The 16,331-nt window shown below is 71.3% G+C and carries 11 protein-coding genes and 1 pseudogene; 5 read left to right on the forward strand and 7 right to left on the reverse strand.

Going from position 1 to position 16,331, the window contains the following annotated elements; all coding sequences use genetic code 11:
- The first annotated feature begins 6 nt into the window (after positions 1-6).
- The 3 genes from ACF07S_RS13920 (at position 7) to ACF07S_RS13930 (ending at position 4,101) form a co-directional block, all read left to right on the forward strand.
- Positions 7-1,218, forward strand: coding sequence for a macrolide family glycosyltransferase (locus ACF07S_RS13920; RefSeq protein WP_391967068.1), 1,212 nt, complete (start codon positions 7-9; stop codon positions 1,216-1,218).
- A 147-nt stretch (positions 1,219-1,365) separates the two neighbouring features.
- Positions 1,366-2,028: a dTDP-4-dehydrorhamnose 3,5-epimerase family protein gene (locus ACF07S_RS13925; protein ID WP_391974238.1), complete on the forward strand. Its 663-nt coding sequence runs from the start codon at positions 1,366-1,368 to the stop codon at positions 2,026-2,028.
- Between the two features lie 189 nt (positions 2,029-2,217).
- Positions 2,218-4,101, forward strand: coding sequence for a helix-turn-helix domain-containing protein (locus tag ACF07S_RS13930; RefSeq protein WP_391967066.1), 1,884 nt, complete (start codon positions 2,218-2,220; stop codon positions 4,099-4,101).
- 159 nt (positions 4,102-4,260) lie between these two features.
- Here ACF07S_RS13930 and ACF07S_RS13935 read toward each other — a convergent pair whose 3' ends face one another.
- The gene (locus tag ACF07S_RS13935) at positions 4,261-5,427 is read right to left on the reverse strand and encodes an IS701 family transposase (RefSeq protein WP_391974239.1); all 1,167 of its coding nucleotides are present in this window, start codon (positions 5,425-5,427) and stop codon (positions 4,261-4,263) included.
- A 327-nt stretch (positions 5,428-5,754) separates the two neighbouring features.
- Between ACF07S_RS13935 and ACF07S_RS13940 the strand changes: the two genes are divergently transcribed.
- Positions 5,755-6,921: an acyltransferase family protein gene (locus ACF07S_RS13940; protein WP_391967064.1), complete on the forward strand. Its 1,167-nt coding sequence runs from the start codon at positions 5,755-5,757 to the stop codon at positions 6,919-6,921.
- 64 nt (positions 6,922-6,985) lie between these two features.
- Here the strand turns inward: ACF07S_RS13940 and erm are convergent.
- From erm to ACF07S_RS13970, 6 genes and pseudogenes are all read right to left on the reverse strand, one after another.
- Positions 6,986-7,747 (reverse strand): annotated as a pseudogene (gene erm / locus ACF07S_RS13945) (ErmE/ErmH/ErmO/ErmR family 23S rRNA (adenine(2058)-N(6))-methyltransferase); the annotation flags it as partial.
- 343 nt (positions 7,748-8,090) lie between these two features.
- On the reverse strand, positions 8,091-10,487 hold the full coding sequence (locus tag ACF07S_RS13950) for an alpha/beta fold hydrolase (protein ID WP_391974240.1): 2,397 nt from the start codon (positions 10,485-10,487) through the stop codon (positions 8,091-8,093).
- Between the two features lie 5 nt (positions 10,488-10,492).
- Positions 10,493-11,497, reverse strand: a complete 1,005-nt coding sequence (gene rfbA, locus ACF07S_RS13955; RefSeq protein ID WP_391974241.1) for a glucose-1-phosphate thymidylyltransferase RfbA — start codon at positions 11,495-11,497, stop codon at positions 10,493-10,495.
- Positions 11,494-12,654 carry a DegT/DnrJ/EryC1/StrS family aminotransferase gene (locus ACF07S_RS13960; RefSeq protein WP_391967061.1) on the reverse strand — a complete coding sequence of 387 codons (1,161 nt, stop codon included), beginning with the start codon at positions 12,652-12,654 and terminating at the stop codon, positions 11,494-11,496. Before ACF07S_RS13960 ends, rfbA begins: the two co-directional genes overlap by 4 nt.
- Positions 12,651-13,193 carry an FdtA/QdtA family cupin domain-containing protein gene (locus ACF07S_RS13965; RefSeq protein WP_391967060.1) on the reverse strand — a complete coding sequence of 181 codons (543 nt, stop codon included), beginning with the start codon at positions 13,191-13,193 and terminating at the stop codon, positions 12,651-12,653. Before ACF07S_RS13965 ends, ACF07S_RS13960 begins: the two co-directional genes overlap by 4 nt.
- Positions 13,184-14,395, reverse strand: a complete 1,212-nt coding sequence (locus ACF07S_RS13970) for a cytochrome P450 (protein ID WP_391967059.1) — start codon at positions 14,393-14,395, stop codon at positions 13,184-13,186. The genes ACF07S_RS13965 and ACF07S_RS13970 overlap by 10 nt, the downstream gene beginning before the upstream one ends.
- 230 nt (positions 14,396-14,625) lie before the next feature.
- On the opposite strand from ACF07S_RS13970, the gene ACF07S_RS13975 reads away from it, so the two are divergent.
- Positions 14,626-16,331 (forward strand): type I polyketide synthase (locus tag ACF07S_RS13975; RefSeq protein WP_391974242.1); only part of this gene is annotated, 1,706 nt, incomplete at its 3' end.

A 16,331-nucleotide genomic window follows, 5' to 3' on the forward strand; every position in this document is an offset into this window, starting at 1 on the left:
TCTCGCATGGCTCATATCGCATTTTTCATCCTGCCGGCCGCCGGTCATGTGAATCCGACACTGGGGGTGGCCGAGGAACTGGTGGCCCGCGGGCACCGGGTGACGTACGCGCTGTCCGGTGACCTCGCGGAGCGGGCCCGCCTGGTGGGCGCCGAGACCGTCACCTATCCGCTGGACCGGGAACGGTTCCTCGCCCAGATGGTGCCGCAGCAGGACTCCGACGCCTACACGGACCAGGGCGAGTTCACCCGCGTACTGGAGTGGCTGCTGGACATGACACGGCAGACCCTGCCCGCCCTTGAGCAGGTCTTCGCCGAGGACCGGCCGGATGTGATCGTGAACGATCCCTCCTCGTTCTGGACGGGACGGCTGCTCGCGGACCGCTGGGACATCCCGGTCATCCGCAGCACCCCGACCTACGCCGTCAACGAGCACTGGTCGCTGCACCCGGCCGTCGACACGGCGGCACCGCCCGACGATCCCGCGCTGCGCGACCTGCTCGCCCGCATCGAGCGGCTGCTGCACGACCAGGGCGCCAAGGACGACCTCGCCGCCTTCACCGAGGTCCTGCACGGTGGGCCGGCGCTGCTCTACATGCCGCGCTCCTTCCAGTACGCGGGGGAGACCTTCGACGACGACCACCACTTCGTCGGCCCGTGCCCGCCGGGTGTCGCGCTGCACGGCACCTGGCGTCCGCCGGGCGACGGCCGGCCGTTGATCATGGTGAGCCTGGGCACGCTGTACAACGCGCGGCCGCAGTTCTTCCGCACCTGCGTGGAGGCGTTCCGTGACGAGCCCTGGCACGTCCTGCTGGTGCTCGGCGGCGGCCTGACCGCACCGGAGCTGGGCTCGCTGCCCGACAACGTGGAGGTGCGCGACTTCGTCCCGTACAACGACGTCCTGCCGCACGCCGCCCTGGTGGTGAACCACGGCGGAATGAGCACGTCCATGGAGGTCTTCGCCCACGAGGTCCCGGTCGTGGCGGTGCCGGTCATGCCCGAGCCGCGGGCCACCGCGCGGCGGATCACCGAATTCGGCCTCGGCGCCCAGCTGCTCGCCCCCGACCTGACCGCCGAGAGTCTGCGGGACACCGTCCGCGGGGTGCTGGCCGACCCCGGGATCCCGGACCGGCTGCGGCGGATGCGGGACGAGATCCGGGCGGCGGGCGGCGCGGCGGCGGCCGCCGACGCGGTCGAAGGGCTGCTCCCGGCCGTCTGACGCGACCGCCGGCCTTTCAGCGCGCGACCGTTTTCCTTCTCGACCGTTTTCCCTCTCGGCGGTTTTCCTTCGCGCGGATTCGCCGGCCGCTTTCTTCGCAGCGCCGCCTTCTTCGCATTGCCTTTCGTCACACCGCGCTTTCATCTCGTGACCACTTCCGACCAGCGGGGGCGCATGATGCTCATCACCGAGACGGCGGTGCTCGACGCCTACCGGGCCGATCCGGAGCCGATACCGGACCACCGGGGTCTTTTCTACGAGGCGCTGCGGCACGAGTCGCTGCTGGCCGCCACCGGGCAGCCCCTGGAGGTCCGGCAGGTCCATTTCACGGTCTCCAGGCGCAACGTCCTGCGCGGCATCCACGGCACCACGCTGCCGCCCGGCCAGGGCAAGATCGTCACATGCGTACGGGGCGCCGCGCTGACCGTCGTCGTCGACCTGCGGGTGGGTTCGCCGACCTTCGGCGCCCACGACGTGGTACGGCAGGACGCGCGCTCCGGCACCGCGCTGTGCCTGGCCGACGGGCTGGGCCTCGCCTACCTCACCCTCTCCGACGACACCTGCATGAACTACCTGTGCACGCGCGAGTACGTCCCCGGCACCATCATCGACATCGACGCGCTCGACCCCGCGCTCGGCCTGCCGTGGGAGCTGCCGGAACCCCCGGTACGGTCCGCGCGGGACGCCGCGGCCCCGACGCTCGGCGCCGCGGCGGACCGGGGACTTCTGCCCGCCTACGAGGATTGTCTGCGGGCCTATCGTTCATTTCCGGACACGTCTACCCCGGAGGCAGCGACGAAAAACCGGTAGCCATCGGCGCACCACCTATACAATGATTTCGCACAACCCGGCACCTCCCTCATTCCCAGGGGCCTCTGGACAAGCGGAATAAGGCCCTATATCCTGCTAAAGACCAAGCAAAGCATGGAACGAGGGACGTGCATGGGTGACCTGGGTTCTGCGGACGGGGAATACGCTGAGAACCAGGTAGAAGACTCCTTGGCATTTCTGGAGTTAGTGGCCCGGTCCGCACCACGGGCGGAATACGACCAGCTCGTCGCGCGCGCGGAACGCCAGGGCGCCGACGAAAATCGGTTGCGTCACATGGAGCGGCTGAACCGGCTCGCGCTCACCGCGCACTCGCTGATCGAGTACCGCCGTGACCGCGAGGCCGAGCTGCTGACGCTGGTCGACGCGGCGCACGAGTTCGCCGCCGCGCGGCACCACCGGGACCTGCTGGACGCCGTGCCCCGCCGGGCCCGGCTGCTGCTCAAGGCGGGCGTCTCCTACATCCTCGCGGACGCCGAGGACGGGCCGGGGATGGTGGTGGAGAGCGCGGACGGCAACGCCACTCCGCTGTTCGTCGGGCTCAGGGTGCCCGCCGGCAGCGGGCTGGGCGGCATGGTGCGCGCCCGTCAGGCGCCCTTCTGGACCTCCGACTACCTGGCCGATCCGGGCATCCCGCACGACGACGTCATCGACGAGGTCATCCGGGCGGAAGGGCTGCGCGCGGTCCTCGGGGTGCCGTTGCGCGTGGGCGACCACCATCTGGGCGTGCTGTTCATCGCCGACCGCCAGGTCCGGCACCTCAGCCCCAACGAGATCACCCTGCTGGGGGCGCTCGCCGATCTCGCCGCCGCCACCATGGAGGGGATCCGGCTGGTGGAGGAACTGCGCGGAGACATCCGGCAGTTGCGCGCCAACGCGTCGAGCGCCGACGCAGCGCTCGCGGTCGCCCGCGACTCCTCACGGCTCCAGTCGGACCTCATCGCGCTCCTCCTCGACGGCAGCGGGCTCGACGCGCTGCTGCGCACCGCCGGTGAGGCGCTGGGCGGCGGGGTGGGCATCTGCGGTGTGCGGGGCGAGCCGCTCGCCGAACACGGCCGGCTGCGCCGGGTCGGCCGCGCCGACCTGCATGCGGCCTGCGCCGGCGCGCTGAGCTCCGGGCGGCCGGTCCGCGTCGCCGACGGTTTCTGGCTGGTCGCGCTGGACCCCGAGGCGCGGGAGGCCGGGTTCCTGATGGCCGACGCGGGTGGCGCGGCCGAACACGCCGTCGTCCCCCTGCTCGTCGTCACCTCGCAGGCCGTCGCCCTGCATCTGCGGATGCGGCGCGGCGACCCGGCCAAGGACCGGTACCGGCAGGAGTTCTTCGACGAGCTGGTCGGCGCCTTGCCCTCCCCCGAACTGCGCCGGGAACGCGCCCTGATGTTCTCCCTGACGTTCGGGCGCCCGCATGTCGTGCTCGTCGCGCGCGGGCCGGGGCAGGTCTCGGAGGGGTTCGCGGCGTGCGCCACCGCGTACGCGCGCCGGCTGGGGGGACTGCGCAGCGTGCGGGACGACGCCGTCGTCCTGCTCGTGCCGGGCGACGACCCGGACGCGGCGGCGCAGGACGCCCGGCGGGAGCTGTCGGGGCGGCTGAACCATCCGGTCACCGTGGGGGCCGCCGGGCCCGCCGACACGGTCGACTCCGTGGGCGAGGCGTACCGGGAGGCCGCGCAGTGCATGGAGACGCTGCTCGCCCTCGGTGGCGAGGGCGGCACCGCCTGCGCCTCGGACCTCGGCTTCCTCGGCATGCTGCTGGCCGAGGACAACGACGTCCCCGGGTACATCGAGCAGGTCATCGGACACGTCGTCGACTACGACACCGACCGGTACACCGATTTCGTCGGCACGCTGCGGGTCTATCTGGAGTCCGGCAGGAGTCCCACCCGCGCCGCGGAGATCCTCAACGTCCATCCGAACACCGTTTCCCGGCGGCTGGAGCGCATCTCCCAGCTCCTCGGCGAGGACTGGCAGACCCCGGACCGCGTACTGGACATCCAACTGGCCCTGCGCCTCCACCAGGTCCGCTCGGCCCTGTCGGGCCGCCAGGGGGCGGCCTGAGGGAGGGCGCCCCAGGGGGCACCTGACGGGGTGCGCGCCGGGCGGCCTCCCCCCGGCCCCCCGACGGCCCTCACCCCCCGGCCCGCTGCGGGCCGGGGGAGGCCGCCCGGCGGGCCGGGGGGACGCGTATCCCACCAGCCGCCCGGGCGGGGCGTTCGGTCAGCGGGACGGGGAGGCGTTCGCGGGGGTGTGGGGGGTGTCGGTGCGGGAGAGGCGCAGGGCGTGCGCTATCGAGGCCAGTGTCACGTGGCGGTGCCAGCCCTGGAAGGAGCGGCCCTCGAAGTCGCGGATGCCGACGCCCACGCTGACGCGGTTGAAGTCGGCGTCCACCCGGGAGGTCAGCATGGCCAGCCGCAGCAGTGCGCCGCGGTTCCAGGACGTGAGGTCGGTGAGCCACAGGTCCGCGGGTCGCCTGCGGTTGGCTCGCCACACCCCCAGCAGGAGGAGCGTGCGCTGCGGCAGCTGATCGGTCAGCACCACGTTGCACGGGGCGACGAAACTGATGGAGCCCTGCCACTCCACGGGGCGGCTGAGCCGCTTGAGCTGTTCCATGAGGTGCTGGGCGGGCGAGATCTGCGGACGCCGGTCCGGCTGGCCCCGGACACCGGCGGGGGCGAGCGGAAGGTCACCGCTCACCCTTAACAGAAACGTTTGGTCAGCCGCGGACAGCGCCCGCACCAGCCGGGGCAGCGCGGCGATCCGCGCGTCCATCACCACCGGACGCGCCAACGCCCGGTTGGTGTGGGCGAGTTCCGCCACCAGGCCGACGAGTTCCTCCTCCTCGCCGTGCGCGCTCAACTGCCGGTCGTGGCGGTCCCCCGGCTCGCGGCCCAGCGTCAGATGCCAGCTCACCGGCGCCGCCATGGTGTCGGAGGCGAGCCAGAGCCCGTAGCTCTGCTGACAGCTGACCACCCGCCCCAGGTCGGGTACGAAACGCCGGCCCACGCCGACCGACCGTCCCCCTGCCTTGTAGACCACCATGGGGCGGATCACCCACGCGTCCCCGCGCACCGTCTGGTCGGCGTAGCGGGCCAGCGCGGCACGCACGGAGTGCCAGTTCCAGGTCGATCCGGCCACGAAGTGGTGGAGATTCTGGTCCGCGGCGCCTTCACCGACGAACGCGGCGAGATTGCGGGCGGTCTTGCGTCCGTGAGCGGTGAGCAGACCGCGGACGTACTGTTCGCCCCTTTTCCGCTGGTCGGCCCGGCGCAGCGAGCTGAACAGCTCCGAGCAGGTCTCGGAGATGTGCGTGTCGAAGTCGTCTTCCGCGCCGGGGTCCCGCCTGGAGGCCGACGGTTTTGAGCCACACGAGATACTGTTCACCATGACCCTCACAAGCCTCTTGATCCACTGGAAAAGACCTGCTGGCCAGCTTCCGGTAATTCTTTCCGTGAATCCAGGTGCTGAGGTCACACAATTTTCCCGCGCACCACACGCGACACACCCACGGAGAGCCGTCACCCGTGTTTCCGGATGACCACATCCTCGTCGCCCGGTGACGAAACCACCGTCGCCGGCCGGGCGGTGGTGAGAACACACCACCACCGCGCGACGGCTCCCACTCTTTGTCAGATACGCCTTGCCAGGCGGCTGCGCGACGGCCTAGACATCTGCTTCCATCCGTCCGTCCGTCCGTCCGCCGCGAGGTCACCCATGCCCCTGCCGAAACACCTTCCCGCGCTCGGCGGGATGCGTTTCATCTCCGCTCTGCTGGTATTCACCTCCCACATATCGACCCAGCCCTTCTTCAAGAACACCGAAATCAATTCCACGCTGCAGTTCCCGCTGAATCGGCTGGGACCGCTGACGGTCACGTTCTTCTTCATGCTCAGCGGTTTCGTCCTCACCTGGGCGGGTCTTCCCGACAAGTCCAAGGTGAACTTCTGGCGCCGGCGCACGGTCCGCGCGTACTCGCTGCACCTGCCCGTGCTGCTGGTGACGCTGCTGATCGTGCTGTCCCTCGGCGAGCCCAACATGGGCCGGTCGGTGTGGGACGGCCTGCTCACGAACCTGCTGCTGATCCAGTCGTGGTTCCCCGACCACCACGAGTACGGCAGCATGAACCCGGTGGCGTGGTCGCTCTCCTGCGAGCTGTTCTTCTACGCCATGTTCCCGTTCCTGTTCGCCTTCTTCACCAGGGTCCGTACGGACCGGCTGTGGCACTGGGCCGCCGCGGTGTCCGCGGCCGTCGTCGCCGTCCCCCTGGTAGCGCTGCTGCTGCCGGCCAGTTCGCCGCTGCCGTGGGACCCGGACATGCCGCAGCTGCGGTGGTGGTTCGTCTACATGTTCCCGCCGGTCCGGCTGCTGGAGTTCGTGCTCGGGATACTCATGGCCCAGATCGTGATACGGGGACTGTGGAAGGGGCCGCGCCCCCTGGCCTGCGTCGCGCTGTTCTCGGCGGTGTTCGCGGTGACGTTCGCGGTGCCGAACCACTACTCCCCCGGTGCGGTGACGATCCCGGTGGTCGCGCTGCTGCTCGCCTCGGTGGCCGCCGGTGACGTGCGCGGCGTCCGCTCCTGGCTGGGGACCAGGACGATGGTGCTGCTGGGGGAACTCACCTTCGCCTTCTACCTCGTCCACTACCTGATCATCCAGTACGGGCACCGCTTCGCCGGCGGGGACCAGGGCTATTTCCGGCAGTGGGACACACCGGCCGCCGTCGGACTGACCCTGCTCGCCTTCGCGCTGGCGCTGGGGCTGTCGGCGTTGCTGCACTTCTTCGTGGAGAAGCCGGTCATGCGAACCCTGGGACGGCCGCGGCGGGCTCCGGACACCGGCTCCACGCCCAGGTCCGAACCTTCCGCGTCCGCCACTCCGTAGCCGGCGGCAGCACGGACGGACCGGTGCGGGGCGTGCCCTCGGGCGCGCCCCGCACCCCTGTGCGTCAGCGCCCGCGGAGTTCCTCGAAGAGCGTGAGCCACTGGCCCGGGGTGACGTAGGCGACGACCACGCCCTGTTCCAGGCGGGCCGTGCGGAACGCGGCGGCCACCCGCCGGGCCGGGAAGCGCCGGCGCAGCGAGGCGTCCAGCGAACCGCCCTTCCCCGTGAACCCGGTCTCCACCAGGTCCCGGAAGTCGTGCATCAGACCGGGCGGGATCAGCGGCACCGGCCGTCGCTCCAGTCGCAGCACCGCGGAGTCGACGGCGGGGACGGGCCGGAACCGGTGGCGGCCGATCCGCTCGCCCATCCGCCACTCCACCTCGGGCCAGGTGGCCACGGTGAGCCGTGACCAGCGCCGGTAGTCGCCGGTGCGCTTGCGGGCGTACTCGAGCTGGGTGACCAGGGTGGTCGTACGCAGCCGCCGCGCGTTCAGGCACCAGTCCACGACGTCCGCGGTGTTGCCGAACGGGATGTTGCCGACCACGGAGAACGGTCCCTCGGGCTGCGGGGACTTAAGGAAATCGCCGGTGACGACTTCGATCCGCGGATCCCCGGCGGTCGCCTCCCGTAACCGGTCCGCGAAGTGCCGGTCGATTTCATACGCCACCACTCGTCGACATAATCGCGCCAGCTCGCGGGTGATCACGCCATTACCGGCACCGACCTCGACAACGACCTCCCCCGGGTCCGGATCGGCGAAACGCGCAAATCGCCGCACCGTCTCCCGGTCGATGAGGAAGTTCTGCCCGTGGACCCTTCTTCTGCGGTCGGCCTCACTCCGGCCCGACCGCTGCGCAGTTTTGCGCCACTGTGCCCCGGTTGTGCGCGTTGCGGCCGTGCGCCCGCGTTCTGGCCTTTTTTCAGCCATGCGTCTCCTAGGCTTGCGCTTCCGGAGCGCAACCATTACGTACGGGAATCCCTGCGGGCCGGTACCTTACCCTTGCTTTACCTTCGCTGCCACTACACCCGTCCCCCGGGGGCGAAATCAAGCCGCGGTGGCGGAAAACACCGGAGCAGCCGCAGCCCGGGGGTGCGGGATGCGGCTGCGGGGGGCGGCACGGGCCGAGGCCGCACCGGGATTCAAACCGATTCCGGAGGAACTCGCGGGACTAGTAGGCCGCGTGTGCACAGGTGATGAGCGTGCGAAGCTCGACATTAAGGTAATTTCCGTGCGCAAGCAGTTCGGTGAGCTGTCCGAAGGTCGCCCACCGGAAGCCGGGCGGACAGTCCGCCGGGATTTCCGCGCCGGCCTCGATCACCAGGTAGCGATTCCGCGCGTGATAAAATCGGCCGCCCTCCTCGGAGTGGACCACGTCGTACCGGATCCGGTCGGGCCCGCAGGCCCGGACGTAGTCGAGGTAGGGGGGTGCCTCGCCGGACAACTCGGCCGGTCTGCACTGCACGCTCGGGCCGAACTCGGCGACGTTCAGTGTCCCGGCGCCGGACCGGGCCGCCACCAGGGCGTGCAGCACGCCGCCGAAGCGACGGGTGATCAGTGCCACCAGCCCCTGGGAACAGGGCCGCAGCAGCGGCTGGGTCCAGGACGCCACCTCACGCCGTTCCGCGGTGACCGCGACGGCCATGATCTCGAAGTGCCGGCCGTCGCGGTGCCGGATCGTGGTCTCCGTCCGCTCCCAGCCGTACGCGTAGGCCTGCTCCAGCGGCACGCTCTGCTGGCGCAGGGTGCGCAGTGCCCGCACGTCGGTGAGGCAGCCGGTGATGGCGTGCGGCTCGTGCAGCGGCTCGGCCTCGCCGTAGAAGGACGTGCGCAGCGCGTCCGCGAACCCCTCCCCGCCGTCCGGTGCCCCGGTCCCGTGGGAGGCCCCGCCCGCCGTCGGCAGACAGGCCAGGACGCTGCGGGTGTCCATGTTGACCAGGTCGTCCCGCAGCATCAGCCGACGGATCTGACCGAGCGTCAGCCAGCGGAAGGCGTCGTCCGCCTCCACCACCACGTCGGTCTCCACGACCATGTTGCGGTTGTGCTTGTGCAGGAACCAGTCGGCCTGTTCCGACTGGATGCTGTCGGCCAGCACGCGCCGGCCCGGGCGCTGGATGAACCAGTCGAGGAACGGGGTCGGGCGACCGTGGTGCACCTCGTCGAAGTTGCTGCGGGTGGCCTGCACGGTGGGTGACAGCTGCAGCCCGTTGACGTTGCCGGGCTCGGGCTTGGCCTGCATCAGGAAGTGCAGGACGCCGTCGAACTCATGGGCCAGGATGCCCAGGAGCCCCACCTCGGGCTGCGCGATGATCGGCTGCACCCGGTCGGCGGGCTCGTCGTCCGAGCCGGTGCGCAGCCCCTCGACGGCGAAGAAGCGGCCGGTCTCGTGGCGCAGGTCGCCGGTGCCGGGTTCGAAGTACCACCGCCGGAGCCGGTCGAAGGGGATCGGCTCGGCGTGGAAGTGGTGGGCCCGCGCGTAGTCGTCCAGCCATCCGGGCACCTCCGCCATCGGGTGCACCCGGCTGTCGGCCGCGTCGGCCGACACACGCACCCGCTCGGCCGTGCGCCGCCGGTCGACGTAGTCGGCACCGGACACGGCCCCCGGCTCCGGCCGCCCGGCCGCCGGCCCCCCCGGGGCCCCGGTCCGGGCAGGCCGTGGGGCCCCTGCCGGAGGTGCCGGGATCCCCGCCGCTCCCCCCACGAGCCCCGGATCCCCCGTCGCCGGCCGCGGCGTTTCCGCCGAAGGTCCCGGTGTTCCGTTCGTGCGTCCCGGGAGGCCCGGCGGGAGGGGCGGCGTTCCCGGGGGGAGTACGGGAGCGATCGCGCCCACGACAGCCGTGCAGACCTCCGTCGGCCGTTCGAACAGGAAGAAGTGGCCGCCCGGGAAGGTGTGCACGCGGGAGCCGGCGGCGGCCACCTGGCTCCAGGCCGAGGCCTCCGCCGCGCTCACGTTGGGGTCGTCGGCGCCGGTGAGGACGGTCAGCGGGCAGGACAGCGGCGTGCCGGGACGGTGCACGTAGTGCCCCACCGCGCGGTAGTCGTTGCGGATCGCGGGCAGCACCAGCTCCAGCAGTTCGGGGTCGGCGAGCAGGCTGCCGTCCGTGCCGTCCAGGGAGCGCAGTTCGTCGACGAGCCGGTCGTCGTCGTACAGGTGCACCGCGCTGACCGCGTTCACGGTGGGGGCCCGGCGGCCGGAGACCACCAGCGCGGCAGGCCCCGCCCCCCGCTGTTCCAGGGCGCGCGCCACCTCGTAGGCGACGATGGCCCCCATGCTGTGCCCGAAGAGCACCAGGGGCGGCCCGGCCTGCGCCCGGAGCACGTCGGCGAGCGGGGCGACCAGCTGCTCGATGCTGTCGACCAGCGGCTCCGCCCGGCGGTCCTGCCGGCCCGGGTACTGGACGGCGAGCACGTCGACCTCCCGGGGCAGCTCCCGGATCAGCGGCAGGAAGGCACTCGCCGAGCCGCCCGCGTGCGGGAAGCAGGCCAGCCGTACCACGGGCGCGGTGCTCGGACGGTACCGGCGGAGCCACAGGTCGCACAGGTTACGCAGATCCGCAGATGTCGACACGGGGGTCATCGTCCTTTCCTCGGGGGCTGCCGCCACGTCCGCTGCGCGCTCTCCGGTCGCCGGGCCTCCGTGAAGCCGCCGGTGGGGCCGCCCTCGCCGGCCGTGCGGGAGGCCACCTCCATCAGGTAGGCGCCGTACGTCGAGTTGCCGTACTCCCGGCCCAGCGCGAACAGCGCGTCCGCGTCGATGAACCCCATGCGCAGCGCTATCTCCTCGACGCAGGCGATCCGCACGCCCTGGCGCTGTCCCAGCAGCTGCACGTACTGGCCGGCCTGGAGGAGGGAGTCGTGCGTGCCCATGTCGAGCCAGGCGAAGCCGCGGCCCAGTTCGGTCAGCCGGGCCCGCTTCTGCTCCAGGTACACCTGGTTGACGTCGGTGATCTCCAGTTCGCCCCGCGCGGACGGCCTGATGTCCGCGGCGATGTCGACGACGTCGTTGTCGTACAGGTACAGCCCGGTGATGGCGAGGTTGGAGCGTGGGCGGGAAGGCTTCTCCTCGAGCGACAGCAGCAGCCCCTGGTCGTCGATCTCGCCGACGCCGTAGCGCCACGGGTCGCTCACCGGGTAGCCGAACAGCACACAGCCGTCGAGGTGCCGGATGCTGCCCTGGAGGACCGAGGAGAAGCCGGGGCCGTGGAAGATGTTGTCACCGAGGATGAGCGCCACCTGCGAGTCGCCGATGTGTCCGGCGCCGATGGTGAGGGCCTGGGCGATGCCCCGGGGTTCGGGCTGCTCGGCGTAGCTGATGTCCAGGCCGATCCGGGAGCCGTCGCCGAGCAGCCGCCGGAACAGGTCGAGGTGCTCGGGCGAGGAGATGACCAGGATCTCGCGGATGCCGGCCAGCATGAGCACGGACAACGGGTAGTGGATCATGGGCTTGTCGTAGACGGGCAGCACCTGCTTGGACAACACGCCGGTCAGGGGCCTCAGCCGGGTGCCTCCGCCGCCGGCGAGGATGATCCCCTTGACGCCGCGGCCGGTGCCGGGACTCCGTGACGTGGTGTCGGTCATGGCCGCTCCGTCACCGGCAGGAGCCTGCCGCCGGCCGCCTCGGCGGCGGCGCGCACCGCGTCCACCACGGCGCTGACCGCGTCCTCGTCCAGGTGAGGGCCCATGGGCAGGCTGAGCGCCTCTGCGGCCAGGCGTTCGCTGTTGGGGTGGGTGCCCGCCGGTCCGCCGGCCGGGTCGTCGGCGTAGGCCGGCGACCGGTGCGGCGGCACGGGGTAGTGGATGTGGGTCTCCACCCCGGCCGAGTGGAGTCCGCGGCGCAGCGCGTCGCGTTCGGGGCTGCGGATGACATAGAGGTGCCACACCGGGTCCGCCCAGGGTGCGCGGGGCGGGACGGTGACACCGGGGACGGCGGCGAGGGCGCGGGTGTAGCGGTCGGCGACCCGGACCCGGTGGGCGTTCCAGGCGCCGAGGTGCGGCAGCTTGGCCCGCAGGACGGCGGCCTGGAACTCGTCGAGCCGGGAGTGCGGGGAGCGCACCTCGTGCAGGTACTGCTCGCGGCAGCCGTTGTTGCGCAGCATGCGTATCCGCTCGGCCAGCGCGGCGTCCCCGGTGACCACCGCGCCGCCGTCCCCCATGGCGCCCAGGTTCTTGGCGGGGTAGAAGCTGAACGCGGCCACGTGGCCGGAGCCGATCCGACGGCCCCGGTAGCGGGCGCCGTGTGCCTGGGCGGCGTCCTCCACGACGGCCAGACCGTGCCGCTCGGCGAGGGCCAGCAGCGGGTCGAGGTCGGTGGGATGGCCGTACAGGTGGACCGGCATCACGGCGGCGGTGCGCGGGGTGACGGCGGCCTCGACGCGGGCGGGGTCCATGGACAGCCCGTCCGGGTCCGGGTCGACGGGCACCGGCCGCGCCCCCGCGGCGGAGACGGCGAGCCAGCTGCCGATGAAGGTGTGCGCGGGCACGATCACCTCGTCGCCGGGCCCGATCCCCAGGGCGCGCAGCGCCAGTTCCAGGGCGTCGGTCCCGCTGCCGACGCCGGCGCAGTGTTCGTTGCCGCAGGCCGCGGCGTACTCGGCTTCGAACGCTGCCAGTTCGGCGCCGAGCAGGTAGCGCCCGGACGCGGCGACCCGGGCCAGGGCCGCGTCGATGCCGGCCCGCACCTCCTGGTAGGCCGCCTTCAGGTCGACGAAGGGCACGGCGGGGGCGGGCGCGGTCACTTCAGGCTCCAGGCGGCGCGCAGGAAGGTGTCGTAGTCGCGGTAGTAGTCCGACTCCTCGTAGTGCTGCGAGGCCAGTACGAGGGCGACGGAGTCCGCGGAGAAGTCCTTCAGGACCCGCCACACCATGGGGCTGATGTAGAGCCCCGCGCCCGGCTCGTCGAGCCGGTAGGTGGTGCTGTGGAAACCGTCGTCCAGGGTGATCGAGAACGATCCGTGCACGGCGATCACCAGTTGTTCCAGGGTGCGGTGGGCGTGCAGGCCGCGGGGCGGCGAGGACTCGCCCTGGCCGTGCATGTAGTAGACGCGCTCGATGGCGAAGTCCACGGTCGTGCCGGCCTCGACAACGGAAAGGCTGCCCCTCGGATCGATGTGTTGTTCGAGTCCGATCAGCCTGCACGGCTTGATCCTGCCGACGCGACCGGCATTGGACGACTCGGCTGTCTTCTCAGCGATGGCGGCGCTCCTCTCAGGCGGCGCGGCTCCACGGCCGTCATCCGGACCGCGAGGTCCGGGGCCGGCGGCTCCCGTCAGCGCCACTCGATGTGGACGGGCAGGTACTTCGCGGTGAGCTGGTCGGCCTCGTAGTAGCCGGCGTTGTCGTGATCTATGCGGAACCCCTCGATCCGTTCCAGCATGAGTTCCAGCAGCACCTTGCCTTCGAGCCGGGCCAGGAAGGCGCCCAGACAGTGGTGGATACCGTGTCCGAACGCCATGTGCCGGGTGCCGCCGGAACGCCGGATGTCGAATGTGTCGGGGTCCGGGAAGTGCTCGGGGTCGCGGTTGGCGGACTGGCTCCAGGCAATGACCAGTTGCCCTTTCCGCATGGTGGGGCCGAGTATGTCGGTGTCTTCCTTGAGGAATCGGAAGATGTTGTTGAAGGGGCTGCGATAACGCAGCGTCTCCTCGATCGCACCCAGCACCAGTTCACGGTCGGCGCGCAGATCCGCCCATGCCTGCGGGTTCTCCTCCAGCACCAGAAAGAGATTACTGAGCAGAGTGCTCGACGAAACGTGCCCCGCGGTCAGCAGCAGCGCGACGATATTGATGATCTCCAGGTCGGTGAGCCGGCGCCCGTCCTGTTCGGCCTGGACCAGACCGCTGATCAGGTCGCCGGACGGATTCTCCCGCTTGGCTCGAATGTGCCCCTGGAGATATTCGGTCATCTCCCGCAGCGCGGGTGCGATCGTCTCCGCGAAGTTGTCGGGCAGGTCGGGGTACTCCATGCCCTCGTTGGAGAGCAGGGTGTCGACCCATTCCCGGAAAAGATCCCGGTCAGCGCTGGGGACGCCCAGCAGTTCCGCGATGACGATCACCGGCAGCGTATAGGCGACGTCACCGACGACGTCGATGGTCTTCTGCCCGCGCACCCGGTCCAGCAGCTCCTCGGCGATGACCCGGATCCGCTGCTCCTGACCGGCCATCCGCCGGGGTGTGAACGCCTGGCTGACCAGCTTGCGCATGGGGCCGTGGGCCGGCGGGTCCAGGGCGCCGATGGTGCCGGGTCCGAGGATCATCTCCAGCTCGGGCGGGGTCGGCGCGACCTCCGTGAAATCCGACGAGAAGAACTCCGGATGATTCGAGACGGTCAGGTAGTCGTCATACCGGAACACCTGCCACGCCTGGCGGCCCTCGTCCCAGAAGACGGGATGGTGGGTCCGGTTATGGCTGAACCAGTCGAGCAGCTCCTTGGCGTTCGCGTCCTTGCTGAGCCCCATCGGCCCGGTCACGCTGTCGACCATCGACATTCTCCTCGCGAAAAGTATTCGAGACCCTCGACGCCGACGGAGCGTACGAACCCGCGTGGCCCCGCGCCAAGACGGACCTGACACAATTACGGCCCCGCGTCCTCTCCCTCCGGGACCTGACATATTCGCCACCACCGCGTTGCCCCGCTCCTCCCCTTGCTGTTGAGTCACTGGTCGATCACTGCTGTTGTCGGTCGCGCGCGTATCGGGGAGGCAGGAACTCCATGGCAGGGCATCGTGACGCCACCGCACAAAAGGCGCAGGGCGCGAAGAAAGATGAGGACCGGTCCGGCGCCATCGCCGTCATCGGCATGTCCTGCCGTTTTCCGGGCGCACCGGGAACGGCGGAATTCTGGCGGCTGCTGAGCAGCGGGGCCGACGCGGTGGCCCCGGCGGCCGACGGCCGGCGGCGCGGCACGATCGACGCGCCCGCGGACTTCGACGCCGCCTTCTTCGGCATGTCACCCCGCGAGGCCGCCGCCACCGACCCGCAGCAGCGCCTGGTGCTGGAACTCGGCTGGGAGGCGCTGGAGGACGCCGGGATCGTGCCGGGGTCACTGCGCGGCGAGGCGGCGAGCGTGTTCGTCGGCGCCATGAACGACGACTACGCGACACTGCTGCACCGCGCCGGCGTCCCGGCCGACACCTACACCGCCACCGGCCTCCAGCACTCGATGATCGCCAACCGGCTGTCGTACTTCCTCGGCGTGCGCGGCCCGAGCCTGGTGGTCGACACCGGCCAGTCGTCCTCGCTGGTCGCCGTGGCCCTCGCGGTGGAGAGCCTGCGCGGCGGAACGTCCCGGATCGCCCTCGCCGGAGGCGTCAACCTGGTCCTCGCCGAAGAGGGTTCGGCCGCCATGGAACAGGTCGGCGCCCTGTCGCCCGACGGCCGTTGCCACACGTTCGACGCCCGCGCCAACGGCTACGTACGCGGCGAGGGCGGCGCCGTCGTCGTCCTCAAGCCTCTCGCCGACGCGCTGGCCGACGGCGACCGGGTGTACTGCGTCGTACGCGGCGTCGCGACCGGCAACGACGGCGGCGGCCCCGGGCTGACCGTCCCCGACCGCGCCGGCCAGGAAGCGGTGCTCCGGGCGGCCTGCGACCAGGCCCGGGTACGCCCCGCGGACGTACGCTTCGTCGAACTGCACGGCACCGGCACCCCCACCGGTGACCCGGTCGAGGCCCAGGCGCTCGGCGCGGTGTACGGCACCGGACGCCCTGCGGACACGCCCCTCCTGGTGGGCTCGGTCAAGACCAACATCGGGCACCTGGAGGGCGCCGCCGGCATCGCCGGGTTCGTCAAGGCCGCGCTCTGCCTGCACGAACGGGCGCTGCCCGCGTCCCTGAACTTCGAGACACCGAATCCGGCGATACCGCTGGAGCGGCTGCGGCTGAAGGTGCAGACGGCGCACGCGGCCCTCCGGCCCGGTGCCGGGGGCGAACCGCTGCTCGCCGGGGTCAGCGCGTTCGGGATGGGCGGCACCAACTGCCATGTGGTGCTGGAGGAGTCGCCCGGGGGGAGGCAGCCGGCCGAAACGGGGCGGGCGGACGCGGGCCTCTTCTCCGCGTCACCGATGCTGCTGCTCTCGGCCCGCTCGGAGCGCGCGTTGCGGGCACAGGCGGCACGCCTGCGCGAGCACCTGGAACACACCGGCGCCGACCCGCTGGACATCGCCCACTCCCTGGCCACCACGCGCACCCGGTTCGAGCACCGCGCGGCAGTGCCCTGCGGGGACCGCGACCGCCTGTCCTCGGCCCTCGCCGGACTGGCCGCCGGGCAGACTCCCCGGGGTGTGCGGATCGGCAGCACGGACACGGACGGCCGCCTGGCGATGCTCTTCACCGGCCAGGGCGCCCAGCACCCCGGCATGGGCCGGGACCTCTACACGACGGACCCCGACTTCGCCACCGCCCTGGACGACGTCTGCGA

It is taken from the genome of Streptomyces sp. NPDC016640 (assembly GCF_043076215.1).
Taxonomy (GTDB): Bacteria; Actinomycetota; Actinomycetes; order Streptomycetales; family Streptomycetaceae; genus Streptomyces.

Coding starts and splice junctions, on each gene's coding strand:
- ACF07S_RS13940 (WP_391967064.1), top strand. CDS start 5,755: ATGCCCCTGCCGAAACACCTTCCCGCGCTCGGCGGGATGCGTTTCATC.
- rfbA (WP_391974241.1), bottom strand. CDS start 11,497: ATGACCGACACCACGTCACGGAGTCCCGGCACCGGCCGCGGCGTCAAG.
- ACF07S_RS13935 (WP_391974239.1), bottom strand. CDS start 5,427: ATGGTGAACAGTATCTCGTGTGGCTCAAAACCGTCGGCCTCCAGGCGG.
- ACF07S_RS13920 (WP_391967068.1), top strand. CDS start 7: ATGGCTCATATCGCATTTTTCATCCTGCCGGCCGCCGGTCATGTGAAT.
- ACF07S_RS13970 (WP_391967059.1), bottom strand. CDS start 14,395: ATGGTCGACAGCGTGACCGGGCCGATGGGGCTCAGCAAGGACGCGAAC.